Raw genomic sequence first — 24,657 nt, forward strand, 5'->3', positions numbered from 1 at the left:
TCGGCAAGTCTGCCTCGTATACCGGGCGGAACCTGTCCGGTATTGGTCCTAGCGTTCGGGACGTTCCTTCATCCGACACCCTTCTGACAGGAGCCCTCATGAACTTCGTCTCGATCCGCGTGATCACCCATGACGTCGCCCGCCTCGTCGCCTTCTACGAGCAGGTCACCGCCGTCCCGGCGACCTGGTCGACCCCGGACTTCGCCGAACTCGTCACGCCGTGCTGCACCTTGGCCGTCGCGAGCGAGCGCACCGTGGCCCTCTTCGGCGCCGGCTCCGCCCGCCCGGCCGCCAACCACACGGTGATCACCGAGTTCCGGGTCGCCGACGTCGACGCGGAACACCGCCGACTGGAGTCACTGGGCGTCGAGTTCGTCCAGAAGCCCACGACGATGCCCTGGGGCAACCGCTCCCTCCTCTTCCGCGACCCCGACGGCAACCTGATCAACTTCTTCACCCCGGTGACGCCCGAGGCGGTACGGTGGCAGGAGCGGCCCTGAGCAGTAGCAGCCGTGGCCGCGGGTACGCCTCAACGGGAGCCGAGAGTGATCCAGTAGCGGCGCTTGAGCCCGGCCTCCGTGCTGCGCACGTCCTCCAGGACCCCACCGTTGCTCTCGATGGTGCGCGCCGAACCGACGTTGCCGTCGTCGCAGGTGAGCAGGACCCGGTCCAGACCGAGCGCCGGTGCCTTGAGGAGAACGGTTCCCAGTGCCCACGTGGCCAGTCCGCGCCTTCTGGCGGAGGGCCGGACGCTGTAGCCGATGTGTCCGCCGCCCTCCAGCAGGAAGGCGTTGAGATAGTGACGGAGGTCGATGGCCCCGAGGTACACCCCGCCGTCGGCGATCCACCAGTGGCTGGCGTGCACGCGCCCTTCCCCGACCGGCAGCGAGCGGTCCGACTGCTGCCGCAGCCGCTCGACCCAGGAGGCGAACCCCTCGGGGCTGTCGAGGTCGTCGTCGCCCACCAGGCGGAAGCCGGCCCCGTCCTGGTGAGCGCCGGGCCACTCGTCACGGGCCTCGATCCACGAGGAGTGCAACCGGGCGGTGGGAGCGATCAGTTCGGCCATGCGAGGGACCGTAACACCCCCCCTCAGTCCAGGGGTGCCGTCCGCTGCCACGGATGCAGCTTCTCCAGCTGTTCCGCCAGTTCCAGCAGGGTCGCCTCCGAGCCGGGGCGGCCCACGAGCTGGACGGCGGTGGGGGCGCCGGAGGGCAGAGTGCCGAAGGGAACGGACATCGCCGGCCAGCCGGTGAGGTTCCACGGGGGCGTCAGGGGCGAGTAGGTGGTGTTGGCGAGGATGTTGGCGAGCCAGCCCCGCTCGTGCCAGGCCACCGCCTTGGGGGAGCGGCGGGCGAGCGCGGGGGTCAGCAGGACGTCGTACTCCTCGAAGAACGGCTCCATACGGCGGCGCAGACGATCCCGGCTCTCACCGCCCCGGACGGAGCTCAGGAAACGGCGGCCGACGGCCGCGTGCACCCGGGTGCGCCGGGTCAGCAGACGCCGGTCGAGGCCCTGGGCGTCCACCGCCGTACCCGCCGTCCAGTGCGCGAGGGAGGTCGTGCTCAGGGAGGCGGGGTAGGGCGGGTCGGCGCGCCGCACCTGGTGACCGGCCTTGATCAGGATCCCGGCGGCGTCCCGGGCGGCGGTGGCGTACGGCCGGCTGACGGTGACGCCGACCAGGGGACTGCGCAGCGACACGGCGACCCTGCGCATGCCCGGTTCGGACGGCCGCAGCGCGTCCGGGTCCGCCAGGACCGACAGCATCAGGCGCGCGTCCTCGACCGTCGTGGCGAGCGGGCCGTTCTCCGACATGCCGAACCAGTCGCCGTCACCGATGCCCGCGGGCACCACGCCGTAACCCGGCTTGATGGTGACCAGGCCGCAGTTGGCGGCCGGGATGCGCAGGGAGCCCATGCCGTCGTTGCCGAGGGCGATCGGCGTGAAGCCGGCGGCCACCGCCGCGCCGCTGCCGCCGGAGGAGCCGCCCGCCGTGCGGGTCAGGTCCCAGGGGTTGCGGGCGGTGCCGTGCACGCCCTCGGTGGTGCCGAAGACGCACAGCTCGGGCACGTTCGTCAGCCCCACCACCACCGCGCCCGCCGCGCGCAGCCGGGCCACCGTCACATGGTCCTCGGCGGCCGGGGTGTCCGGGGTGGCGGCGGAGCCCACGCGGTTGGACTCGCCCCGCACGGCGAGGTTGTCCTTGACCGCCACCGGCACACCGGCCAGCGGCAGTTCGGCCAGATCACCGCGCGAGCCCACCTCGTCGGCCTCGGCGAGCGCCGCCTCGGCCCGTACGACCCGGAACGCGCCGACGCGTCCGTCGAGCCGCTCGGTCCGTTCGAGGTGCTCGGCCACCACCTCGCGCGGAGTGGCCCGCTTCTCGCGTACGGCGGCGGCGATCTCGGTGGCGGTCCGGCCGACCCAGCTGGTCACGGGGGCTCCTCGGGAGTGCGGTGCGTGGGCTACTCGTGAGTACGGAGTGCACTCTGCCCCGCCGCGCGCCCGGCGTCGAGAGCACCGGCGCTTGGACATTCGGACCGCTGTTGTTGGACTTTTCACCGGCCGCCGGTCACTGACCCGCAGGTCATCGGATCAATGGGGCAACTGCCGTGTGTGGAGGTGTCATTGACAGGCTCCTGAGGCCGCCCAATGATCAGACATCCGATGAATTGGAGCCGCTCATGAGTCCGTATCCAAGACGTCAGGTCCTGGGCGCCGCGGTGGCCGTCACCGCGGCCGGCGCCCTTCCCCTCGCCGCGGCGAGCGATACCCTCGCGGCCGGGCCGGGCGGCGGGAAAGGCGCGGCGGGCTGGGTCCCCGTCCCCGACCCGGTCCCCGTGCCGCTCGACTCCCTCTACGACAACGACGGCATCGACACCGCCACCGCACGCGGCGGCGGCTTCGACGGCTCCGGCTACACCTTCCCCGGCGAGGAACTCCCCGCGGGCCGCGTGGAGGTCGACGGCGTCCCCTTCGACTTCCCCTCCTCGACCGCGGGCACCAAGAACAACGTGGTCGCGCTCGGCCAGCGCGTCGACCTGCCCCGCGGCCGCTATCTCTCCGCCGTCTTCCTCACGACCCGGCTGCGTGAGACGGGTGCCTGGCTGAAGGTCAACGGCGAGGCGGTCTACGACACGACGTACTGGTCTCGGATGGCTCAGCTCGGCGAGGACCTGCGGTTCACCGTCCGCCCGAACGAGGCCTTCTACATCCACTCCCTGACCCGGCCGGGAGCGAAGCTCACCGTCGAGGCGCCCGTGCCGATCCGGCCCGGCGACAAGGTGACCCCGCTCGGCCACGACCGTCCGCTCACCTGGACCGTCGGAAAGGGGGCGCTGGTGATCGACGTACCGGAGACGGCCCGTAAGGCGGGACAGCACGTTTGGGTGTTCAAGGTGGAGTGGCATGGGTGAGATCAGGAAGAGACTGCTGCGGCTGCTCGGCGTCACGGCGGCCCTGACGCTGCTCGTCACGCCGGTCCAGGCGGTCGCACGGGAGACGCGGCCGACGGTTCCGGTCACCGTGCCGGCGCTGGCCAACTGGACCGCCGGACACGGAAGTTACGTGTACGGCAAGGGCGTTCGGCTGGTCGCCGACAGCCCGGGCGAGCGGCGGGTCGCCGACACACTCGCCGACGATCTGCGCGCGGCGGGGCACGGCAGCGTCCCCGTCGTCCCGGGCGGCGCACGCACCGGGGACATCGTGGTCGACGTCCAGCCCTCCCGCGGATCCCTCGGCGCCGAGGGCTACGAACTCACCGTCGGCACGCGGCTGTCGGTGACCGCCGCCACCGAGACCGGCGCCTTCTACGGCACCCGCACCCTCCTCCAACTCCTCGCGCAGGGCGACCGGATACCGGCGGGACGGACGATCGACGTACCGCGCTACAAGGAGCGGGGCGTCGGCGTGTGCGCCTGCTACATCCACATCACGCTGCCCTGGCTGGAGAACCTGGTGCGCGAGATGGCGTACCACAAGCTCAACCAGCTGCTCCTGGAGCTGAAGGTGAAGAGCGACGCGCATCCCGAGGCGAACACCTGGGGCTACTACACCAAGGACGAGATGCGCCGGCTGGTCGCCCTCGGCGACAAGTACCACGTGGAGATCATCCCGGAGATCAACTCCCCGGGCCACATGGACCCGTGGATCGAGAACCGCCCGGACCTGCAGCTCAGCGACTCAGACGGCAACAAGCAGCCCGCCCGCCTCGACGTCACCCAGCAGGCCGCCTTCGACTACTACACCGGTCTGATGGACGAGTACGCGCAGGTCTTCACCGCGAAGTCCTGGCACATGGGCGCCGACGAGTACATGCTCGGCTCCGACTACGCCAAGTACCCGCAGATGCTGACGTACGCGCGGGAGAAGTACGGGCCGAACGCCACCCCGCAGGACGCGTACGTGGACTTCATCAACCGCGTCCAGGCGTACGCGGTGAGCAAGGGCAAGCGGCTGCGCATCTGGAACGACGGGCTGACCGGCGCCAACACCGTGCCGGTGGCGGCCGGGACGACCGTCGAGCACTGGCTGAACGTCGCCGTGAAGCCCAGCGCGCTCATCGCCCGGGGCTACCGGGTCGAGAACGCCGCCTACTCGCTGTACCTGGTCCGCGGCGGGTTCCACAGCGACACCGGGTCCCTGTACGACCAGGGGTGGGATCCGCGCAGCTTCGAGGGGGAGAAGGTGGCGACCGGCGAGGGCATCACCGGGGCGAAGATCAGCCTGTGGCCGGACAACGGCAGCGGCGAGACGGAGAACGAGGTCGCCGTCGAACTCTGGCCCGCGCTACGCCACATCGCTGAGGCCACCTGGGGCGATCCGCACCCGGATGCCACCTACGCCGAGTTCACCGCACGGGGGACGGCGGTGGGCCACGCGCCCGGTTGGCGTGATCTGACGCGGCTTCCGGTGGCGGAGGGCACGTACTCCTTCCGTACCGCGGGACAGACCTTCACGGCCCGACTCGCCCGCACCGCCGACGGATACGCGAGCCTGCGGTCCCCTGACGGCTGCCTGGAGATCAGCGGCGGCAAGCTCACGCTCAACGCGCCGCTGCAGCCCGGCGTCGAGGCGACCTGGAAGAGCTGTGACGTCGCCGGCACCCTGCAGCGCTGGCAGGTGAACCGCGCCGCCGGGGGCTACGAGCTCGTCAACGCGATCACGCAGATGGCGCTGACCGTGAGCGACGACGGCCGGCTCGTCCAGTACCCGCCGGACCAGCGCCCGCCCGCCGTCTGGCACCTCACCGCCCACTGAACCGAGGAGTCCGATCCTCCATGGCTCTCTCCAGACGCCTCTTCGTCACCACCGCCGTCGCATCGGTCTCCGCGCTCGCCGCGCCCGGCCTCCCCGCGTTCGCGGCGGGCGCGCCCAGTGACCGCTCCCGCATCCCCGTCAGCCCCGACGACACCCCCGACGAGCTCGTCCGCAAGGCCTCCCGAGTCCGGCCCACAGCACGGCAGATCGCCTGGCAGGCCCTGGAACAGACCGCCTTCCTGCACTTCGGCGTGAACACCTTCACCGGGCTGGAGTGGGGCACCGGCGACGAGGACCCGAACGTCTTCCAGCCCACCGGCCTGGACACCGACCAGTGGGCCCGCGCCCTGCGCGACGGCGGGTTCAGGCTGGCGATCCTCACCGTCAAGCACCACGACGGCTTCGTCCTCTACCCCTCCCGCTACACCGACCACTCGGTGGCGTCGAGCAGTTGGCAGGGCGGCCACGGCGACGTGCTGCGCTCCTTCGCCGACTCCATGCGCCGGTACGGCCTCAAGGTCGGCGTCTACATCTCACCCGCCGACGAGAACCAGTACCTGCACGGCGTCTACGCCAACGGCAGCGCCCGCACCACCCGCACCGTTCCCACCCTGACCGAGGGCGACGACCGCGCCCCGGACCGCTTCTACACCCTTCCGGCGACCGACTACGGCGCCCACATGCTCAACACGCTCTACGAGGTGCTCACCGAGTACGGTCCGGTCGACGAGGTGTGGTTCGACGGCGCCCAGGGCCACATACCTCCAGACAAGGTGGAGAACTACGACTGGGACAGCTGGTACGCCCTGGTCCGCGCCCTCGCCCCGGACGCCGCGATCGCCGTGACCGGGCCCGACCTGCGCTGGGTCGGCAACGAGGACGGGCTGGCCCGCGAGAACGAGTGGAGCGTCATCCCGGTCAAGGAGAACCAGTACGGGCGCACCGACTGGGCGCTGTCGTACGACACCGCCGACGAGGGCAGCCGCGACGCGCTCGTGACCGCCCGGCCGACAACGGACTACCTGCAGTGGTGGCCCGCCGAGTGCGATGTGTCCATCCGGGACGGCTGGTTCTACCACCCCGACCAACTCCCCAAGTCCGTGGACGACTTGACGAGGATCTGGTTCGGCTCGGTGGGCCGCAACTCGGTGCTGCTGCTCAACGTCCCGCCGGACACGGACGGCCGGCTGCACGACACCGACGTCGTCCGGCTGCGGGAGTTCCGCGCCCGCATCGAGCGCGAGCTTCCGAGCGACCTGGCCCGGGGCGCCCGCACCACCCTTGCCGCGGCCGGAGTCACGGTCGATCTCGCCGCCGAGCACGAGGTGGACCGCGTCCGTCTCGCCGAGGACATCCGGCACGGCCAGCAGGTCGAGGGCTTCGTCGTCGAGGCCTGGCGCGAGGGCGCCTGGGACCGGGTGGCAACGGCCGGAACGATCGGCGCGAGCCGCATCCTGCAGTTGCCGGAGCCCGTCACGGCCCGGCGGTGGCGGGTACGGGTGACGGGTGCGCGGGGTGCCGTCCGGATCGCGGAGTTCGGGCTGTACCGGTCCGCGGTCTGACGGGGTACCCGATCAGGGCGGTCACCAGGGCATCGGCGACCTGGTGACCGCCCGCCTCAGGTCTCGCGGCCGCGGTGGTGGCGGCGGACCCGCCAGACGACCAGGGCCACGACCGCCAGCACGGCCACCACCAGTGCCGTGGTCTTGCCGATCAGGCCCTCGGCCCGCTGGTAGGCGGCGCCGGCCGCGTAGCCGAGGACGGCGTTCCCGGCGCCCCAGACCAGTCCGCCGAGCGCGTTGTAGAGGAAGAAGCGGGGGTAGGGCATGCCGGAGGCGCCCGCCATCGCCGGGACCAGGGAGCGGAGGAGGGCGACGAAGCGGCCGATGAAGACGGCCGCCGGGCCGCGCCGGCGGATCAGGTCGCGTGTCCTGTCCGCGCCGTGGGCGTGCCGGCGCAGCGGGCGGCTGCGCAGGAGCGGGGGGCCGAGGCGGCGGCCGAGCTCGTAGCCGACGCCGTCCCCGGCGATCGCGGCCAGGACCACGGCGACGGCCAGCCAGACCAGGTCGACCACGCCCTGCCGGGCCAGCACCCCGCCGACGATCACCGCGGTCTCCCCGGGCAGGACGAACCCGAAGAAGAACGCGTCCTCGGCGAAGACGAGGCCCACGACCACGATGTACACCACGGGCCCGGACAGATGCGCGAGCCAGTGGGTGACAGCGCTCATCCGCCGACTCCCTTCCCAGCGGCGGTCGAGTACCCCATCGGGCGTCGCGTTCCTCAGGTCTCGGCCAGGACCTTCTCCAGGAAGCCCACCGAGTCCGCCGCCGACAGAGCCACCAGGGTGAGCCGGTCCATGACGGCGAGATAGTGGTCGACGTCCTCGGGCTTGTCCAGGTAGAGGGCGCTGGAGAGTTGCTCCAGGTAGACGATGTCGGGCAGGTCCGGGACCGGGAAGCGCAGCACGGTGACCGGGCCGCCCGCCGCCGCGTGACCGCCCACGTGGAAGGGGAGCACCTGGACGGTCACGTTGGGCAGGCCGGCCGCCTCGATCAGGTGCCGGAGCTGGTCGCGCATCACCTCTCTCCCGCCGAGCGGACGGCGCAGCGCCGCCTCGTCCACCACGACCCACAGCCTGGGCGCGTCCGGGCCGGACAGCAGCGATTGCCTTTTCATCCGCAGGGTGACACGGCGCTCGACCGCGTCCTCGGAGGTGACGGAGTGGCCGAGCCGGACGACGGCCTCGGCATAGGCGGGGGTCTGCAACAGGCCCGGCACGAACTGGACTTCGTAGGTGCGGATGAGACAGGCCGCCTCCTCCAGCCCCAGGTGCTGCTCGAACCAGCTCGGGAAGGCGTCGCCGTACGCCCGCCACCAGCCGGGCTGGTTCGCCCGCCGCACCGAGTCCAGCAACTCCTCGCGTACGGCGGTGTCGTGGACGCCGTAGAGGGTGAGCAGGTCGGCGACGTCACGGACCTTGAAGCCGACGCGGCCCAGTTCCATGCGGCACAGTTTGGCGTCCGAGGCGCGGATCTCCGAGGCGGCCCGCTCCCGGGAGATGCCGAGGGACTCGCGCAGCCGGCGCAGACGGGTGCCCAGCATGATGCGCTGCACGGTCGGGCCGCCGCGCCTGAGGCTGAGTACCTGGGAATCAGGGGGAAGGGGTTCTGGTCGAGCTGCCGCCATGGTCATCCCCTCGGCCGCCGCCGTGCGTTACGTCGTGACTCGCCAAGGAGCGTAGCACCGCGTCGCCGTACCGCCGCGGGGCGTGAGAAGGCCGGAGGGCGTCGGTCGTCGACCGGGCCCTCCGGCCGTCCGCGGGTGTGCCCGACGTCAACGACCGGGGAGTAGGCCGTCGAAGTCGCCGTCCTTCACACCGCGGACGAAGGCGGAGATCTCGGCGCGGGGATACACGAGTGCCGGACCTTCGGGGTGACGGGAGTTGCGTACCGCGACGCTGCCGTCCGCGAGCACAGCGAGCTCGACGCAGTTGCCCTCGGGGTTGCTGTGCCGGCTCTTGCGCCAGACCACCCCGGTCAGCCGGTCGGCCGGCGTGCCGTTGCTCACGTGCTGCATCTGAGGCCTCTTCGAGATCAACTCGCCCGGCAGTCACTGCGGTTGCGTCGCTACGACAGTACCAAGATCGTCTGCAATTGCAGCGGTAATTGCGTTTTTCCCATCTCGCGGCTTTGCGGGCTTGCGGCCGTCAGGCTTTGCGGCCGATGCCGCAGATCGCGTCCACCTCGGTGGGGGAGCGGCCCACGTCGACCGGCTCGGGGTGCCACCGGGAGGTCGGCACGATGCCGGGCTCGACGAGGTCGAGTCCGTCGAAGAAGGCCGCGATCCGCTCCGGGCTGCGCAGGTGGTAGGAGCTGGCGGAGTTGGCGTTGTAGACCGAGATCGCCTGGTTGAGCGTCTCGTTGGTGTCGGTGCCGTCGGCCAGGGCGAGGTGGCTGCCCGGAGGAAGGATGTCCAGGTAGCGCGCCACGAGCGCCTCGGGCTCGTCGGAGTCCGGGATCTGCCCCAGGATGCCGAGCATGGTCAGGGCGACGGGCCGGTCGAAGTCCAGCGTCCGCGCGGCCCCTTCGACGATGCGGTCGGGGTCGCGGACATCCGCCTCGAGATAGGCGCAGGCGCCCTCCGGGGTGCTGGTGAGCAGGGCCTGGGCGTGCACCAGCACCAGCGGGTCGTTGTCGACGTAGACGATGCGGCTGTCGGGCGCGAACCGCTGGGCGACCTCGTGGGTGTTGTCGACCGTGGGCAGTCCGGTGCCGATGTCCAGGAACTGGCGGATGCCCGCGTCGGCGGCCAGATGGCGCACCGCGCGGACCAGGAAGCGCCGTTGGAGACGGGCGAGCAGCGCGATGTCCGGGAACATCTGCAGGATCATCTCGCCGGCCTGCCGGTCGGCGGCGTAGTTGTCCTTGCCGCCCAGCAGGAAGTTCCACACACGGGCCGAGTGGGGCTGGTCGGGATGCAGCCGGTCGGCCTCCGGTTCTTCGGAAGTCATGGGCAAAGCGTCACACGAAGTGGGCGGCGCTGTCCGGCGGTTGACCGGCTACGGCCCCGTCACACCGGTGTCCGCACGATCTTCCCGACGACCGCCTCCGCGCGCTCCGGGTGCTCCTCGAACCAGGCGCCGAGATGGTGGTGCACGGCCTCGGCGACACAGGCACGCACCTCGGTGTTGCCGAGCAGTCCGCGGATGGCGCCGAGGTACTCGGGGCGGTCCAGGTTCACCGACACGACGGCCACCAGGCTCCGGCCGATCCGGTCGCCGATCGGACCGGTGTCCGTGACCGTCGGCAGTCCCCTCTTGTGGGCGTACGCGGTCACGGCGGCCGTCACCCCGTCGCGGAACCCTTCCACATGCGTGCCGCCCTCCCGGGTGGCCCGCCCGTTGACGAAGCCGCGGACGCCCTGCGCGTCCCTCCCACCCCATTGGAAGGCGATCTCCATCGTCCCCGCCATCCGCGGGTCCTCCCGCTCGAAGGCGATGATCTCCGGATGGAGGGACCCGCCGGCCGCCGCATCGAGCGCGGCAACGAAGTCCCGTACGCCGCCCGGGTAGCACAACCGCTCCAACCGCGGCTGCCCTGCGGGGCGTTCGTCCGTCAGGGAGATCTCCAGCCCCCGGTTGAGGAAGGCCACCTGCCGGAAGCGCTCCGCGAGTACGGCGAACGAGCACCGTGTCGTCTCGAAGATCTCCGTGTCGGGCCAGAAGGTGATGGTCTTCCCCGTGCGGGCCGTTGAAGCCACGGCGGAGGGTGGGGCGAGGGCGACACCGCGCGCGTACTCTTGGACCCAACGCACCCCCTCGCGCCGCACCTCCGCGGTCAGTCGGCTCGACAGCGCGGTGGCGACGACGAGCCCGAGGTTGAAGTGGCCCACGTACACGGAGTGCCGGTCGCCGGGCTCCGAGCCGGCGTACAGGGTGGTCAACCGGACTTCGAGCCCCGGGCCGCCGCCATCCCCGAAGGCGGCCGCCGGTGCGTCGTCGGTGACCCGCACACCGCCGTCGGGCAAGAGCGTGACGTCGATGCGGCCGGCCCCCTGGGCCAGGACCTCGTTCACCGCCTGGCTCACGACCGCGAACACCAGTTCATGCAGACCGCGTTCACCGGTGGAGCCGACATACATCCCGGGCCGCTTGCGCACGGCCGTGAGCCCCTCCAGCACCTCGATATCAGCAGCGTCGTACCGCATGCCTTCCCCACTCACGAAGACCCCTCCCATGGCGTCCGGCGGATGTCCCCACCCTAGGAGAAATCCCGGGAAAGGCCAGGTCAGAGCAGCTGCATCGAAGCCGTGGACGAGCGGGAGAGGGCCCGCGGGACGACGGGCGGCGCGGGGGGAAAGCAGGGGGCCGAAAAGGGGCCCGCGACCCCACTGAGGCCGCTCACGACCCCGTCTGGGACGTCTCCCGGGCCTCTGTTTCCAGGGTCCTGGCGCTGCCGGCCGCTTGCTGGCTCCTCGCGTTCTGCTTCCACTCCTGTACCAGGAGGCCGAGCAGGACCTCGTCCAGGAACTCGCCCATCACCCAGGCCGAGGACCGCAGTACGCCCTCGCGGACGAAGCCGTTGTGTTCGGCGGCGCGCAGCATCGCGTGGTTGTCGGCCAGCGTCTCGATCTGGAGGCGTCGCAGGCCGCGGACGACGAAGCCGTAGTGGCACAGGACCGCGACCACATCGGTGCCGTAGCCCTTGCCGCGCGAGGACGGCAGGAGGCCGAGCCCGACGTGCGCCAGGCGGTTGTGGTTGTCGATGCCCCAGAGCGTCGCGGTGCCGATCAGCGTGCCGCCGTCCAACTCCACCACGGAGAAGGGGACATGGCTTTCCTCCATGTCGTCCACCACGAGCCGCGGATCATTCGAGCCGGGCGAGACCGGCCGCCACGGCCCGCCTGACGCCCGCGAGGAGTTGACCACGTCGTCGTAGAGCTCGGTCCGCAGCACCGGCATGTCGTCCTCGTGGCGGGCCCTGAGCCCGACCTTCTCGCCCTTCAGCATGCAGGCTTCCTATCCGACGAGGCCGAGCGCGGCAATCCAATATGTGAGCACCTGAGCCGGGCGAGCCAGTCGCGGGCGGTGATCTATGCGGGTGCCCGTGCCGCCCCCGTGCTGTCCCGCACGATGACCTGGGGCACCGGCACCCGTACCGTCCGTGCCGGGCCGCCGTCCACCAGGGCGGTCAGCTCCCGTGCCGCCGTACGGCCGAACTCCACGCTGTCGCGGGAGAGCGCCGACAGCCACGGCTTGACCATCCGGCACAGGGCCGAGTCCTCCCAGGACAGCACCGACACGTCGGCCGGTACGGAGAAGCCCAGTTCGGCGGCGGTGGCGACGCCGGCCACGGCCATCACGTCGTTGTCGTAGATCAGCGCGGTCGGGGGAGCGGGGCGTCCCAGGACCCGGCGGGTGACGGCGGCGCCCTCAGCGTCGGAGTAGTCGGTGGTCACCGACTCCACCTCGGACAGACTCCGGCGCTCCGCCTCGGCGCGCAGGGTGCGGATACGGCGCTCGGTGTGCGCCAGACCGGGCAGACCCGCGATGTGCACGATCCGGCGGTGGCCGTGCGCGTACAACTCGTCCACGACCGAGGCCATCGCGCCCGCGTCGTCGGCCCAGACCGTCGACAGGCCCGGGTGACGTTCGTCGGGGGCGCCGCCGATCACCACGGCGGGCAGGCCGAGTTGGTCCAGCAGGTCGGGGCGCGGGTCGGCGGTGCGCGGGTCGACGACGAGGACGCCGTCCACGCGGTGCTCGGCCCACCAGCGCCGGTAGACCGCGCACTCGTCGTCGACGTCCTCGACCACCTGGAACAGCAGGCCCAGATGCCGTTCCGCCAGCACCTCCTGTATGCCCGAGACGAGTTGGAGGAAGAAGGAGTCGACACCGAGGGTGTCCGCGGGGCGGGCCAGCACGAAGCCGACCGTCGCCGCGCCCTCACCGGACAGCTGACGGGCCGCGGTGCTGGGCCGCCAGCCGAGCTCCTCGGCGACCTGGCGCACCCGGTCACGGGTCCCCTCGGAGACGCCCGGCCGGCCGTTGAGCGCGAAGGAGACGGCGCTCTGGGAGACCCCGGCGTGCCGCGCGATGTCCTTCATCGTCGGCCGACGCGCGGGCGACCGCTTGCCTGACACGGTGATTCCCCATTCAACTTTCAGTGAGCGGATTCCAGGAGAGTAGGTACTAATGCGGTTCAGCCGCAAGAACCTAATGCGTATTAGCAACTAATGCGATTAGCTCCTCCGGTTCCATTGACGGGCCGGTGAAACGGCGTGCAGGGTCTGCGTCGTTGGCCAACCCCACTGCCCCAACCCCGTTGCACGAGGAGGCCGTTGCGTCGTGTCCGTTTCCCGCAGAACCCTTGCCGCAGCCGCTTTCGTCGCCCTCGTCCTGCCGCTCAGCGCGTGCGGTTCGGGAGGTGACGACGGCGGATCGGGCGACGCCTCCGGCAAGGTCGAGGGCGACATCACCTTCCAGACCTGGAACCTGCGCGCCAACTTCAAGTCGTACTTCGACGGCGTGATCGCCGACTTCGAGAAGCAGTACCCCGGCACCCATGTGAAGTGGATCGACCAGCCCGCCGAGGGGTACGCCGACAAGATCAGCGCCGACGCGGCGGGCGGCACCCTGCCCGACGTCGTCAACGTCTCCCCGGACCTCGTCGCCCCGCTCGCCAAGGCCGGCCTCGCGCTCGACCTCGACAAGGCGGCGGCCAAGTACAGGAAGGAGTACCTGCCGGGCGCCTGGGCCAGCCATCGGATACCGGGCATGACCGGCACCTATGCCTTCCCCTGGTACCTCAACACGGGCCCGCTCTTCTACAACAAGTCGCTGTTCAAGAAGGCCGGACTCGACCCCGACAGCCCGCCGAAGACGTACGACGACCTTTTCGCCGACGCCCTGACCATGGCGCACAAGAGCGACGGCAAGGTCGCCACCCTCGCCAACGTCCCGACCATCGAGGACTTCGGCCGCTACGGCGTGGAGCTGATGAACAAGGAGGGCACCGCCTTCACCTTCAACGACGCCAAGGGCGTCCAACTGCTGAGCAAGTACAAGGAGTTGTACGACGCCAAGGCGCTGGACCCGCAGGCGCTGACCGCCACCCCGGAGTCGTCGGGAAGGAAGTTCCTCACCGAGGCCGTCGCCATGAACCCGGGCAGTGCCCTCGACCTCGACAACTTCAAGAAGCAGGCGCCGAACCTGTACAAGAACATCGGCATCACCGACCAGATCACCAGCACCGGTCACGTCAACATGTACGTCATGGGCGTGATGGTCAACTCCAGGACCAAGCGCACCCCGGCCGCCGTCGCCTTCGCGCACTACGTCACCGACGCAGAGCACCAGATGTCCTTCGCCAAGAAGGTCGCCATCTTCCCCAGCACCGCCGGCTCCCTGGAGGACCCCTACTTCACCAAGGAGGACGGCACCGACGAGACACGGGTGCGGATCGCCGCCGCCAAGTCCCTGAAGAACGCGGTCAATTACACGCCCGTGCTGTTCAGCGACCAGATGAAGACGGCCCTGCGCAACGAGGTGGCCAAGGCGCTGCAGGGCAAGGAGAGCCCCAAGGCGGCTCTAGACAACGCTGTCAAGGCCTGCAACACACTCCTCCAGCAGCAGGGCTGACGCGCGATGGCCACCTCGACCGTCACCCGGGTACGGCGCCAACTGCCGAGCAGCCCCTGGCTGTTCGCCGCGCCCGGGCTGCTGATCACCGGCGTGTTCATCCTGTACCCGTTCGTCTCCACGGTCGTGAGCGCCTTCACCGACCGCCGTACCCTCGTCCCGGGGAAGTTCGTCGGGCTCGCCAACTTCCGCGAGCTGCTGCACGACGACATGTTCTGGATCGGCCTGCGCAACAGCACGTTGTACATCGTCTGCGTCGTCCCCGCCCTCGTCGTCCTGCCGTTGCTGCTCGCGCTGCTGGTGCAGAAGAACATCCCCGGCATCACCTTCTTCCGGTCCGCGTTCTACACGCCGGTCGTCGCCTCGATCGTCGTGGTCGGGCTGATCTGGGTGTGGCTCCTGGACGAACGCGGTCTGATCAACTCCCTGCTGGAGAGCGTCGGGGTCGGCCGCGTCGGCTTCCTCAGCGACCAGTGGCTGCTGCTGTTCAGCGCCATGGCCGTGACCGTCTGGAAGGGCCTCGGCTACTACATGATCATCTATCTGGCCGCGCTGGCGAACGTCCCGCGCGAACTCCACGAGGCCGCCGCCGTCGACGGCGCAGGCGCGGTCCGCCGCTTTCGCACGGTCACCGTGCCCGCCGTACGCTCCACCATGGTCCTGGTCGGCGCGCTGTCCTCGGTCGCCGCCTTCAAGGTCTTCTCCGAGGTGTACCTGATGGCGGGCCCCAGCGGAGGCCCGGCGGGCGAGGACACCACCCTGGTGATGCTGGTCCAGCGCACCGGCACCGGCCTCACCGGCCGCGTCGGCTACGCCTCCGCCATCTCGCTGGTCGTCTTCGTCGTCACCGTCGCGCTGATGCTGCTGGTGCTGCGCGCCGACCGGAGGGAGGCGTCATGAGCGTCCTGGAGAAGGCACGGCCCGTCTCCCGCCCCGAGGCCCCCGGGCCCCGCGTCACCGACGAACACGGCCGCCGCATCCGGGTGGGCGAACTCGTCGTGCGCTACGTGCTGTTGCTCGTCGTCCTCGCGCTGACCGTCGGCCCGTTCCTGTGGCAGCTGTCCACCTCGCTCAAAGGTCCCACGGAGGACATCTTCAGCTCACCGCCGAAGTTCCTGCCCGGACACCCGACCCTGCACAACTACGAGCGGGTCGCCGACACCATCCCGGTGTGGGACTACGCGCTGAACTCCCTCAAGGTCGCCGCCGCCAACGTCGTGACCAACTGTGTCGGTTCGGCCCTCGCCGGCTACGCCCTGGCCCGGCTGCGCTACCGCGGCCGACGCGTCGCCACCCTCGTGTTCATCCTCGCGATGCTCGTACCGGTGGAGGGCATCATCATCGCCCAGTTCACCACCATGCGGGAACTCGGGCTCAACAACACCCTCGTCGGCGTCGTCCTGCCCGGCTGCATCGCCGCCATGAACGTGCTGCTGATGCGCAACGCCTTCCTCAACCTGCCGTACGAGATCGAGGAGGCCGCCTATGTCGACGGCGCCGACGTCTGGCAGCGGTTCCTGCGCATCGCGCTGCCCTCGGTGCGTGGCACCCTCGCCGTCGTGGCGATCTTCGCCTTCATGGGCGCCTGGGACGACTTCCTGTGGCCGTTGATCGTGCTCAGCGACCCGTCCAAGTTCACGCTGACCATCGGCCTCAACTACCTGCACGGCACCTTCGCCAACGACGAACGCCTCGTCGCCGCGGGCACGGTCATCGCCGTCGCCCCGCTGATCGCCCTCTTCGCCTGTCTGCAGCGGTACTTCTTCCGCGGGGTGGGCGAGGGGGCCGTCAAGGGCTGATCGCCGTCTACGAGTTCCAAGGACACCGCATGCCTCCTGCCGTGCGCTTCGGCGTCAACTACACCCCCAGCGAAGGGTGGTTCCACCACTGGCTCGACTTCGACCTCGACTCCGTACGCGCCGACCTCGACTCGATCGCCGCGCTCGGCCTGGACCACGTCCGGGTCTTCCCGCTGTGGCCGTACTTCCAGCCCAACCGCACGCTGATCCGCCCACGGGCCGTCGAACAGCTCGTGGCCCTGGTGGACGCCGCCGCCGAACGCGGCCTCGACGTCAACGTGGACGGACTGCAAGGGCACTTGAGCAGTTTCGACTTCCTGCCTGCCTGGACCCGCACCTGGCACCGGCGCAACCTCTTCACCGACCCGGACGTCCTCGACGGCCAGGCCGCCTATCTCCGCACCCTGGCCGCCGCCCTCGCCGACCGCCCCAACTTCCTCGGCATGACGCTCGGCAACGAGGTCAACCAGTTCTCGGCCGGCCCGCACCCCGACCCCGACCGGGCCTCCGCGGCGCAGATCGACGCGTGGCTGGAGCGCATGCTGACCGCCTGCGAGAAGGGCGCCCCCGGTAAGCTCCATCTGCACGCCGAGTACGACGCCACCTGGTACCAGGACGACATGCCGTTCACCCCGGCCCAGGCGGCCCGGCACGGCGCCCTCACGGCCGTGCACTCCTGGGTGTTCAACGGCACCGCCCAGCGCCACGGCCGTACCTCCGTGCCGACCGAACACCATGCCGCGTACCTCATCGAACTGAGCAGGGCATGGGCCGATGACCCGAACCGCCCCGTCTGGCTCCAGGAGGTCGGCGCCCCCGCACCCCTCATCCCGCCCGAGCACGCCGCCGCCTTCACCGAGGCCACCGTCGCGAGCGCCCTCGACTGCCCCGACCTGTGGGGCATCACCTGGTGGTGCTCCCACGACGTCTCCCGCGACCTCGCCGACTTCCCCGAACTCGAATACGGGCTCGGGCTGTTGACGAACGACCGGCACCCGAAGGACACGGCACGCGTACTGGCCGGCGCGGCGGCGCGCGACCACAGGGCGCCCGCGCCGCGCACCACCGCCCTCGTCGTCCCCGCCGATCCGGCCGTACGGTCCCGCTGCGCGCCCGGCGGCCCGGTCTTCGACGCCTTCTTCCGGCTGACCGCCGACGGCGCCCGCCCCACCACAGTCCTGGACACCCGCGCGGGCGACAAGGACCACCTCGCCGCACGCGGCATCACCGAAGTCGTCACTCCCGAACAGGTACTCCCCACCCCACAAGGAGACACCAGCTCGTGAACCCCACCAGACGCACCGTCCTGCTCGCCGGTGCCGCCGCCGCCCTGCTGCCGCCCCTGCCCGCCGTCGCGGCGACCCGCCGGGCCGACGCCACCACGACACCGCCGTACGCCTCCTACTGGTACCCGGACTCGCTGCCCTCGGGCACGCCCGGCACCGGCATCACCTGGCGGAGCCTGAAGTCCTGGACGGCCGCCGGTGACGCCGACCTCGCCTTCAACGCCGCCTCCGTGCCGCTCGCGCCCCGCTTCACCCCGACCCCGGCGAACACGACGGCCCGCTCCGGGCAGGCCCGCGTCCAGTCGCTGGTGTCCTTCGGACCGACCTCGAGCAACCCCTCCCAGGGCTCGGCCACCGCCGACTACTACGCCCTCACCCACTGGGCCTACCTCGACGAACTCGTCTTCTGGGGCGGCTCGTCCGGCGAGGGGCTGATCCTCGCCCCGAACGCACCCGTCGTCGACGCCGCCCACCGCCACGGCGTGCCGGTCCTCGGCAACATCTTCCTGCCGCCCACCGCGTACGGCGGTCAACTGCGGTGGACCCGGGACCTGGTGCAGAAGGACTCCTCCGGGCGCTACCCCCTCGCGGCCCAACTCGTGGCCGTGGCGGCGGCGTACGGCTTCGACGGGTGGTTCGTCAACGCCGAGACCGGAGGCGGCGACAGCGCGCTGGCCGCGGACATGCTGGGCTTCGTCAAGGAGCTGAAGGCGCTGGCGGCGGCCCGCGGACAGCGCGTGACCTGGTACGACGCCATGACCGTGAACGGGACCGTGAGCTGGCAAGGCGCGCTGAACGGCCAGAACCAGGCCTTCTTCCAGGCCGCCGACGACATGTTCGTCGACTTCCGCTGGACGGCGGGCACCCTCGCCTCCTCCGGGACGAAGACCGGCCAACTCGGCCGCAGCCGATACGAGTTGTGGGCGGGCGTCGACGTCGAGTCCAACGGGTCGGACACCTCCGTCAACTGGGACGCGATCGTGCCGACCACCAGAACCCATGTCACGTCGATCGGGTTCTACCGGCCCGAGTGGACCCGCAACCACCTGCCCGCCTCGCGGACGCCGGGTGACTTCCACGCGGCGGACGACCGCTTCTGGACCGGGCGGTCCCTGGACCCGTCCGAGCCCGACGCCGGCGACCCCTGGCGGGCCCCCGCGGTGTCGGTCGCGGACCGGTCGACGGTGAGCGGCATGCCATTCGCCAGCACTTTCAACACGGGGCACGGGCTGCGGTGGTACGAGGACGGGGCGGTCACCTCGGACGCCCCGTGGAACCACCTCGGGCTCCAGGACCGGCTGCCGTCCCGGCGATGGGTGGCGCGGACGCGGGGGCAGCGGCCGGCCGTCTCCTTCGACTTCGCGGACGCGTGGCGGGGCGGCAGCAGTGTGCTGGTGGACGGTGCACTCGACGAGCCGGTGGTGCTGGACGTGTACGCGGCACGGCTGCCGGCCGGTGTCGACACGGTTGTCGAGCTGACCCATCGGACGGACGCGGGCGCTGTGAACGTCGAGGTCGCCGTCGGGCTGGGCGAGCCGAGCACGCCGGGTGCGACACCGCCGTACACATATCTGCCTGTGAACCCGGTCAACACGAGCCGCCGGCACCAGCGCGGACGGCGGCGGGGCGTGCGTGTGAAGTCGGTCAACGGCTGGGAGACGGTGACCGTGCCGCTCACTGGCCTGACGGGCACGATCCACGCCCTCGGGGTACGGCTCACCGCAACCGACGGCCCGGTCACGTGGCGGCTCGGCGCCCTCGCCGTGCGGGACGAGGTCGTCACCCCGGCCGCCCCCTCCGGCCTGCGGGTCACCTCGGCCTCCGGTGGCGACCTGCGGTTCGCCTGGACCGCCGCCCCCGGTGACGTACGCCAGTACACCCTGCACCGCCTCCTCGCCGACGGCACCCGGCGCTTCCTCGGCGGGACCTGCCAGAGGGCGTACTTCGTCTCCGGCCTCCAGCCCGAACAGGGGGAGGCGGCCGCGCGGTTCGAGCTGCGTGCCGTGGGGGAGCTGTACACCTCGTCGGCCCCCGTCACCGTGACCCACCCCTGGTAACCGTCCGTCCCCAGCCTTGGAGCACCCCGTATGCATGACGACCGCAGCCTGGTCGAAGCCCGTCTCAAGCGCGTCCTCGAGGAGCGCGTCCGGCCCGCGGTGTACCCGGAGTCGGTACCGCTGGAGGTGGCGGTGTGGCACGCGCCCGGTGAGCCGGTGCCGGTCGAGGAGGGGATCGCGGCCGAGCCCGAGCCGATCACGGTGGGCGCTCGGTGGGGTGCTCCCTGGGGGACGAGCTGGTTCCGCGTCACCGGAACCGTCCCCGAGGCGTGGGCGGGCCGGACCGTCGAGGCCCTCCTCGACCTCGGCTTCGACGAGAACATGCCGGGCTTCCAGTGCGAGGGCCTGGTCTACCGGCCCGACGGCACCCCGGTGAAGGGCCTCAACCCACGCAACCAGTGGGTACGCATCGGCGCGCCCGTCGAGGGCGGCGAGGAGGTGCGCCTGCACGTCGAGGCCGCCTCCAACCCCGTCATCCTCGACTACCACCCCTTCCTGCCCACCGAGTTGGGTGACAAGGACACCGCCGGCAGCGAGCCGCAGTACACCCTCACCCGCATGGACCTGGCCGTCTTCGACGAGACGGTGTGGCAGCTGGTGATCGACCTGGAGGTGCTCGGCGAGCTGATGGCGGAGCTGCCCGCGGACTCGGCCCGGCGCTGGGAGATCCTGCGGGCGGTGGAGCGGGCCCTGGACGCGGTCGACCTGCAGGACGTCAACGGCACGGCGGGCGAAGCCCGTTCACGTCTGAGAGGGGTCCTGTCCGAGCCGGCCGCTCCCTCCGCCCACCACGTCAGCGCCGTCGGCCACGCGCACATCGACTCGGCGTGGCTGTGGCCGCTGCGGGAGACGGTGCGCAAGGTGGCCCGCACGACCTCCAACATGACGGCGCTGCTGGACGACGAACCCGAGTTCGTCTTCGCCATGTCGCAGGCCCAGCAGTGGGCCTGGGTGAAGGAACACCGGCCCGAGGTGTGGGCGCGGGTGAAGAAGGCGGTGGCCGACGGGAGGTTCGTGCCGGCGGGCGGGATGTGGGTGGAGTCGGACACCAACATGCCGGGCTCGGAGGCGATGGCCCGTCAGTTCGTGCACGGTAAGCGGTTCTTCCTGGACGAGTTCGGCATCGAGAACGAGGAGGCCTGGCTGCCCGACACCTTCGGCTTCGCCGCCGGACTGCCGCAGATCATCAAAGCGGCGGGCTCCAAGTGGCTGCTGACGCAGAAGATCTCCTGGTCGCAGACGAACAAGTTCCCCCACCACACGTTCCGTTGGGAGGGCATCGACGGCACCCGGATCTTCACGCACTTCCCGCCGGTCGACACCTACAACTGCTCGATGAAGGGCGGCGAGATCGCCCACGCGGCCCGCAACTTCAAGGACAAGGGAGTCGCCCGGCACTCCCTCGCCCCGACCGGCTGGGGTGACGGCGGAGGCGGCACGACCCGGGAGATGGTCGCGAAGGCGTCCCGCCTCAGGGACCTGGAGGGTTCGGCGACCGTCGCCTGGGAGACCCCGCGCGCGTTCTTCGAGAAGGCCGAGGCCGAGTACCCCGAACCGCCCGTCTGGGTCGGCGAGCTCTACCTCGAACTCCACCGCGCCACCCTCACCAGCCAGGCGAAGACAAAGCAGGGCAACCGCCGCAGCGAGCACCTCCTGCGCGAGGCGGAACTGTGGGCGGCTACGGCGGCCGTACGGACCGGATTCCCTTATCCTTACGAGGAGTTGGACCGCATCTGGAAGACGGTGCTGCTGCACCAGTTCCACGACATCCTGCCGGGATCGTCGATCGCCTGGGTCCACCGCGAGGCACGGGCGACGTACGAACGCCTGGCCGCCGAGCTGACCACCATCATCACGGCGGCCCAACACGCCCTGGCGGGCGAGGGATCGACCCCTCTCCTCTTCAACTCCGCCCCGCACACCCGCCACGGCATTCCGGCGGGCGGCGCGGGCACGCCCGCCACCGAGGGTGAGACGATCCGCACGGTGCGCCCCGACGGCGGCCACATCCTCGACAACGGCCTGCTGCGCGTCGAGATCGACGCCCGGGGCCTGGTCGTGTCGGCCCTCGACATCGGGGCGGACCGCGAGACCATCGCCCCGGGCCGGGCCGCCAACCTGCTCCAGCTGCACCCCGACTTCCCGAACATGTGGGACGCCTGGGACGTCGACGAGTTCTACCGCAACACCGTCACCGACCTCACGGACGCCGACGAGGTGGTCGCCGGTGAGGACGCCGGGTCCGTGCGGATCGTCCGTACGTTCGGCGCCTCACGCGTCACACAGGTGCTGTCGCTGCCGCCGGGGGAGCGGCGGCTGCTGCTGGAGACGGAGGTGGACTGGCACGAGACGGAGAAGTTCCTCAAGCTCGCCTTCCCGCTCGACGTGCACGCCGAACGGTACGCCTCCGAGACGCAGTTCGGGCACTTCCACCGCCCGACCCACACCAACACCTCCTGGGAGGCGGCCAAGTTCGAGGCCTGCAACCACCGCTTCGTCCATCTGGAGGAACCGGGCTGGGGGGTCGCGCTCGTCAACGACTCCACGTACGGCCATGACGTGACCCGCACCGTGCGCACGGACGGCGACCGCGGTACGACCACCACGGTGCGGGTCTCCCTGCTGCGCGCCCCGCGCTTCCCCGACCCCGAGACCGACCAGGGGGTGCACCGCTTCCGGCACGCGCTGGTGCCAGGGGCGGGGATCGGGGACGCCGTGCGCGAGGGCTGGCGGATCAACCTTCCCGAGCGTCGGGTCGACGGCGCGGGCGAGGTCGCGCCGCTGGTGACGGTCGATCAGGAGGCGGTCGTGGTCACGGCGGTGAAGCTCGCCGACGACGGCAGCGGCGATGTGGTCGTCCGCTTCCACGAGGCCCACGGCGGCCGGGCGCGGGCCACCCTGACCGCGGGCTTCGCGGTCGCCGACGTCATGGTCACCGACCTGCTGGAACGCCCGCTGCCGCAGACGCCCGCACCACGGGTCGACGGCGAGCGCGTCGCCGTACGCCTGCGTCCCTTCGAGCTGATGACCCTGCGGCTGCGGCGGGTCTGAGCCGGGGGAGCGGCCCGCACCGCTCACGGCCACTCGTGGGCGGTGATCCCGGTGAGGATGAGGTCGATGCCGGCGGCGAACTCGGCCCGGTCGTCGTGCTCGCGGAGTTGACCGGCGACGGCGCGGGTGAACGCGTACTGGGCCGGGTCGAGTTCCTCCCACTCGCTCGCCACCGTGTCGAGGAACTCGGAGCGGTTCGTGCCGGGTCGGTGCGTCCGGGCGTTGGCCGCGTTCTGTCCCGCCACTCCGAGGATGTAGTTCAGCAGCGCCGACGCCGCCGTGAACTGGGCGGCCTCGGGCACGCCAAGGGCCCGCACCTGACGTCCGATGCGTTCGAAGACCTGGAGCATCGGCGGCTGCGCAGGGGTGCGGGCCAGTTGTGTGCCGACCCAGGGATGGTCGTCGATCGCGTCGAACAGGCCGAGCGCGAGGGCCCGGATCGCCTCGTTCGGCGTGGCGTCGGTGTGGTCGCCGGCGAGGGCCGTGGCGACGACGGCGTCGGTGGCGGCGGCGAGGAGTTCGGTCTTGCCCGCCACGTGCCAGTAGATCGCCCCCGGCCCGGTCGCGAGGCGTTCGGCCAGGGCGCGGAAGGTGAGCCCGCCCTCGCCCACGGAGTCGAGGAGCTCGACGGCGGCGCCGACGATGCGCTCACGGGAGAGCGGTTCCTGCCGTCGCTCCGGACGACGCGCCTTGGTTGCCATGCCGCCATCCTATCCCGCCTGGAACACCGTTCCAGCTTGACAGTGCCTGGAACGATGTTCCAGTGTGGAGGTGCTGGAACGGCGTTCCAGAGGATCCGCCAGGCATCGGGCCGGTGGTCCGCGATGGGGAGGAAGCACCATGACCACACACGTCACGATCATCGGCGCGGGGCTCGGCGGGCTGACGCTCGCGCGTGTCCTGCACGTCCACGGGATCCCGGCGACGGTCTACGAGGCGGAGGCCTCGCCCGTGTCCCGCGCCCAGGGCGGAATGCTCGACATCCATGACCACAACGGACAGCTCGCCCTCAAGGCGGCCGGGCTCTTCGACGAGTTCCTCGGGATCGTCCACCCGGGTGCCGAGGCGTCACGGGTGATGGGCAAGGACGGAAAGGTCCTGCTGGACGAGCCCGACGACGGAGCGGGCCGACGCCCGGAGGTGCCCCGCGGTGCCCTTCGGCGGATCCTGATCGACTCGCTGCCCGCCGACGCGATCCGGTGGGGACACAAGGTGACCGGGGCCCGGTCCCTCGACGACGGCCGGCACGAGGTGACGTTCGCGGACGGTACGACGGTGACGACCGGCTTGTTGGTCGGCGCGGACGGGGCGTGGTCCCGGGTCCGTCCGCTGCTGTCCGACGCGATGCCGGAGTACGTCGGCCTGTCCATCATCGAGACGTACCTCTTCGACAGCGACACCCACCACCCCGCCACCGCCCGTGCCGTGGGCAACGGTTCCCTCTTCGCGCTCGCCCCGGGCAAGGGCATCAGCGCCCACCGCGAGCCCGACGGTGTGCTGCACACCTATGTACAGCTCGCCAAGCCGCAGGAGTGGCTGGACGCCGTCGACTTCGCCGACGCCGGGGCGGCCCGGGCGCTGGTCGCCGCCGAGTTCGAGGACTGGGCTCCGGAACTCACCGCGCTGATCACGGACGGTGAGACCCCGCTGGTCCCACGGCCCGTCAACACCCTGCCCGGCGACCACCGTTGGGACCGGGTGCCCGGCGTGACCCTGCTCGGCGACGCCGCCCACCTCATGCCTCCGTCCGGCGAGGGAGCCAACCTCGCCATGTACGACGCCGCCGAACTCGGCAACGCCCTCGCCGCACACCCGGGCGACCCGGAGTCCGCGCTCACCGCGTACGAGGAGGCCATGTTCCCGCGCAGCGCCGCAGAGGCCGCCGCGTCCGCGCAGCTCCAGGACCTCCTCCTCGGCGAAAACGCCCCGCACAGCTTGGTCGACTTCTTCACGGGCAAGGGTCAGGCTGGATGAACCCGGGCAGGAGGGAGCGGGCTGTGGCCGCCGTCAACCACGGCTCCGCTCCTCCCGGAGCTGCCCTGCACCTCGTCACCCCCGGGGCTGCC

The 24,657-nt window shown here is 71.0% G+C and carries 21 protein-coding genes; 11 read left to right on the forward strand and 10 right to left on the reverse strand.

Annotated elements, in window-relative coordinates; genetic code table 11:
• Positions 1–98 precede the first annotated feature (98 nt).
• A complete protein-coding gene (locus GRC12_RS01870) occupies positions 99–500 on the forward strand; it encodes a VOC family protein (protein ID WP_208776837.1) in 402 nt (133 codons plus the stop codon).
• A gap of 29 nt (positions 501–529) precedes the next feature.
• Here GRC12_RS01870 and GRC12_RS01875 read toward each other — a convergent pair whose 3' ends face one another.
• Together GRC12_RS01875 and GRC12_RS01880 are read right to left on the reverse strand one after the other, a co-directional pair.
• A complete protein-coding gene (locus GRC12_RS01875; RefSeq protein WP_208776838.1) occupies positions 530–1,066 on the reverse strand; it encodes a GNAT family N-acetyltransferase in 537 nt (178 codons plus the stop codon).
• Positions 1,067–1,089: 23 nt separating this feature from the next.
• A complete protein-coding gene (locus GRC12_RS01880; RefSeq protein ID WP_208776839.1) occupies positions 1,090–2,433 on the reverse strand; it encodes an amidase in 1,344 nt (447 codons plus the stop codon).
• Between the two features lie 248 nt (positions 2,434–2,681).
• On the opposite strand from GRC12_RS01880, the gene GRC12_RS01885 reads away from it, so the two are divergent.
• From GRC12_RS01885 to GRC12_RS01895, 3 genes are read left to right on the forward strand one after another with little or no spacing between them, the layout of a single operon-like run.
• Positions 2,682–3,413, forward strand: coding sequence for a hypothetical protein (locus GRC12_RS01885; RefSeq protein WP_208776840.1), 732 nt, complete (start codon positions 2,682–2,684; stop codon positions 3,411–3,413).
• Complete coding sequence (locus tag GRC12_RS01890) at positions 3,406–5,256, forward strand: beta-N-acetylhexosaminidase (RefSeq protein ID WP_208776841.1); 1,851 nt, start codon at positions 3,406–3,408, stop codon at positions 5,254–5,256. The genes GRC12_RS01885 and GRC12_RS01890 overlap by 8 nt, the downstream gene beginning before the upstream one ends.
• 20 nt (positions 5,257–5,276) lie before the next feature.
• Entirely contained in the window at positions 5,277–6,818 is a 1,542-nt protein-coding gene (locus tag GRC12_RS01895) for an alpha-L-fucosidase (RefSeq protein WP_208776842.1), read from the forward strand.
• A 56-nt stretch (positions 6,819–6,874) separates the two neighbouring features.
• On the opposite strand, the gene GRC12_RS01900 is transcribed toward GRC12_RS01895, so the two are convergent.
• The 7 genes from GRC12_RS01900 to GRC12_RS01930 all read right to left on the reverse strand — a co-directional run bounded on the left by GRC12_RS01900 (position 6,875) and on the right by GRC12_RS01930 (position 12,864).
• Positions 6,875–7,486 (reverse strand): DedA family protein, encoded by a 612-nt coding sequence (locus GRC12_RS01900; protein WP_208776843.1) that lies wholly within the window; start codon positions 7,484–7,486, stop codon positions 6,875–6,877.
• A gap of 53 nt (positions 7,487–7,539) precedes the next feature.
• Positions 7,540–8,445: a helix-turn-helix domain-containing protein gene (locus tag GRC12_RS01905; protein WP_208776844.1), complete on the reverse strand. Its 906-nt coding sequence runs from the start codon at positions 8,443–8,445 to the stop codon at positions 7,540–7,542.
• Between the two features lie 147 nt (positions 8,446–8,592).
• Entirely contained in the window at positions 8,593–8,835 is a 243-nt protein-coding gene (locus GRC12_RS01910) for a DUF397 domain-containing protein (RefSeq protein ID WP_208776845.1), read from the reverse strand.
• 130 nt (positions 8,836–8,965) lie between these two features.
• Positions 8,966–9,769, reverse strand: coding sequence for an SAM-dependent methyltransferase (locus tag GRC12_RS01915; protein WP_208776846.1), 804 nt, complete (start codon positions 9,767–9,769; stop codon positions 8,966–8,968).
• Between the two features lie 59 nt (positions 9,770–9,828).
• Positions 9,829–10,980 (reverse strand): DNA gyrase subunit B, encoded by a 1,152-nt coding sequence (locus tag GRC12_RS01920; RefSeq protein WP_308286448.1) that lies wholly within the window; start codon positions 10,978–10,980, stop codon positions 9,829–9,831.
• A 178-nt stretch (positions 10,981–11,158) separates the two neighbouring features.
• The gene (locus GRC12_RS01925; RefSeq protein WP_208776847.1) at positions 11,159–11,767 is read right to left on the reverse strand and encodes a GNAT family N-acetyltransferase; all 609 of its coding nucleotides are present in this window, start codon (positions 11,765–11,767) and stop codon (positions 11,159–11,161) included.
• A gap of 83 nt (positions 11,768–11,850) precedes the next feature.
• Positions 11,851–12,864 carry a LacI family DNA-binding transcriptional regulator gene (locus GRC12_RS01930; protein ID WP_208776888.1) on the reverse strand — a complete coding sequence of 338 codons (1,014 nt, stop codon included), beginning with the start codon at positions 12,862–12,864 and terminating at the stop codon, positions 11,851–11,853.
• A 241-nt stretch (positions 12,865–13,105) separates the two neighbouring features.
• Between GRC12_RS01930 and GRC12_RS01935 the strand changes: the two genes are divergently transcribed.
• From GRC12_RS01935 to GRC12_RS01960, 6 genes are read left to right on the forward strand one after another with little or no spacing between them, the layout of a single operon-like run.
• Positions 13,106–14,398 carry an ABC transporter substrate-binding protein gene (locus GRC12_RS01935; RefSeq protein ID WP_208776848.1) on the forward strand — a complete coding sequence of 431 codons (1,293 nt, stop codon included), beginning with the start codon at positions 13,106–13,108 and terminating at the stop codon, positions 14,396–14,398.
• 6 nt (positions 14,399–14,404) lie between these two features.
• Positions 14,405–15,298 (forward strand): carbohydrate ABC transporter permease, encoded by an 894-nt coding sequence (locus GRC12_RS01940; RefSeq protein ID WP_208776849.1) that lies wholly within the window; start codon positions 14,405–14,407, stop codon positions 15,296–15,298.
• Positions 15,295–16,197, forward strand: coding sequence for a carbohydrate ABC transporter permease (locus tag GRC12_RS01945; RefSeq protein WP_208776850.1), 903 nt, complete (start codon positions 15,295–15,297; stop codon positions 16,195–16,197). Before GRC12_RS01940 ends, GRC12_RS01945 begins: the two co-directional genes overlap by 4 nt.
• A 29-nt stretch (positions 16,198–16,226) precedes the next feature.
• Positions 16,227–17,483, forward strand: coding sequence for a glycoside hydrolase 5 family protein (locus GRC12_RS01950; RefSeq protein ID WP_208776851.1), 1,257 nt, complete (start codon positions 16,227–16,229; stop codon positions 17,481–17,483).
• Complete coding sequence (locus GRC12_RS01955) at positions 17,480–19,540, forward strand: endo-beta-N-acetylglucosaminidase (RefSeq protein WP_208776852.1); 2,061 nt, start codon at positions 17,480–17,482, stop codon at positions 19,538–19,540. The genes GRC12_RS01950 and GRC12_RS01955 overlap by 4 nt, the downstream gene beginning before the upstream one ends.
• 30 nt (positions 19,541–19,570) lie before the next feature.
• Positions 19,571–22,591, forward strand: a complete 3,021-nt coding sequence (locus GRC12_RS01960; protein ID WP_208776853.1) for an alpha-mannosidase — start codon at positions 19,571–19,573, stop codon at positions 22,589–22,591.
• Between the two features lie 23 nt (positions 22,592–22,614).
• On the opposite strand, the gene GRC12_RS01965 is transcribed toward GRC12_RS01960, so the two are convergent.
• On the reverse strand, positions 22,615–23,292 hold the full coding sequence (locus GRC12_RS01965) for a TetR/AcrR family transcriptional regulator (protein WP_208776854.1): 678 nt from the start codon (positions 23,290–23,292) through the stop codon (positions 22,615–22,617).
• Between the two features lie 139 nt (positions 23,293–23,431).
• Here GRC12_RS01965 and GRC12_RS01970 point away from each other — a divergent pair, with 139 nt between their 5' ends.
• Positions 23,432–24,565, forward strand: a complete 1,134-nt coding sequence (locus GRC12_RS01970; protein ID WP_208776855.1) for an FAD-dependent oxidoreductase — start codon at positions 23,432–23,434, stop codon at positions 24,563–24,565.
• Positions 24,566–24,657 lie beyond the last annotated feature (92 nt).

It is taken from the genome of Streptomyces griseorubiginosus (assembly GCF_017614965.1).
In the GTDB taxonomy this organism is placed as follows: Bacteria; Actinomycetota; Actinomycetes; order Streptomycetales; family Streptomycetaceae; genus Streptomyces; species Streptomyces griseorubiginosus_B.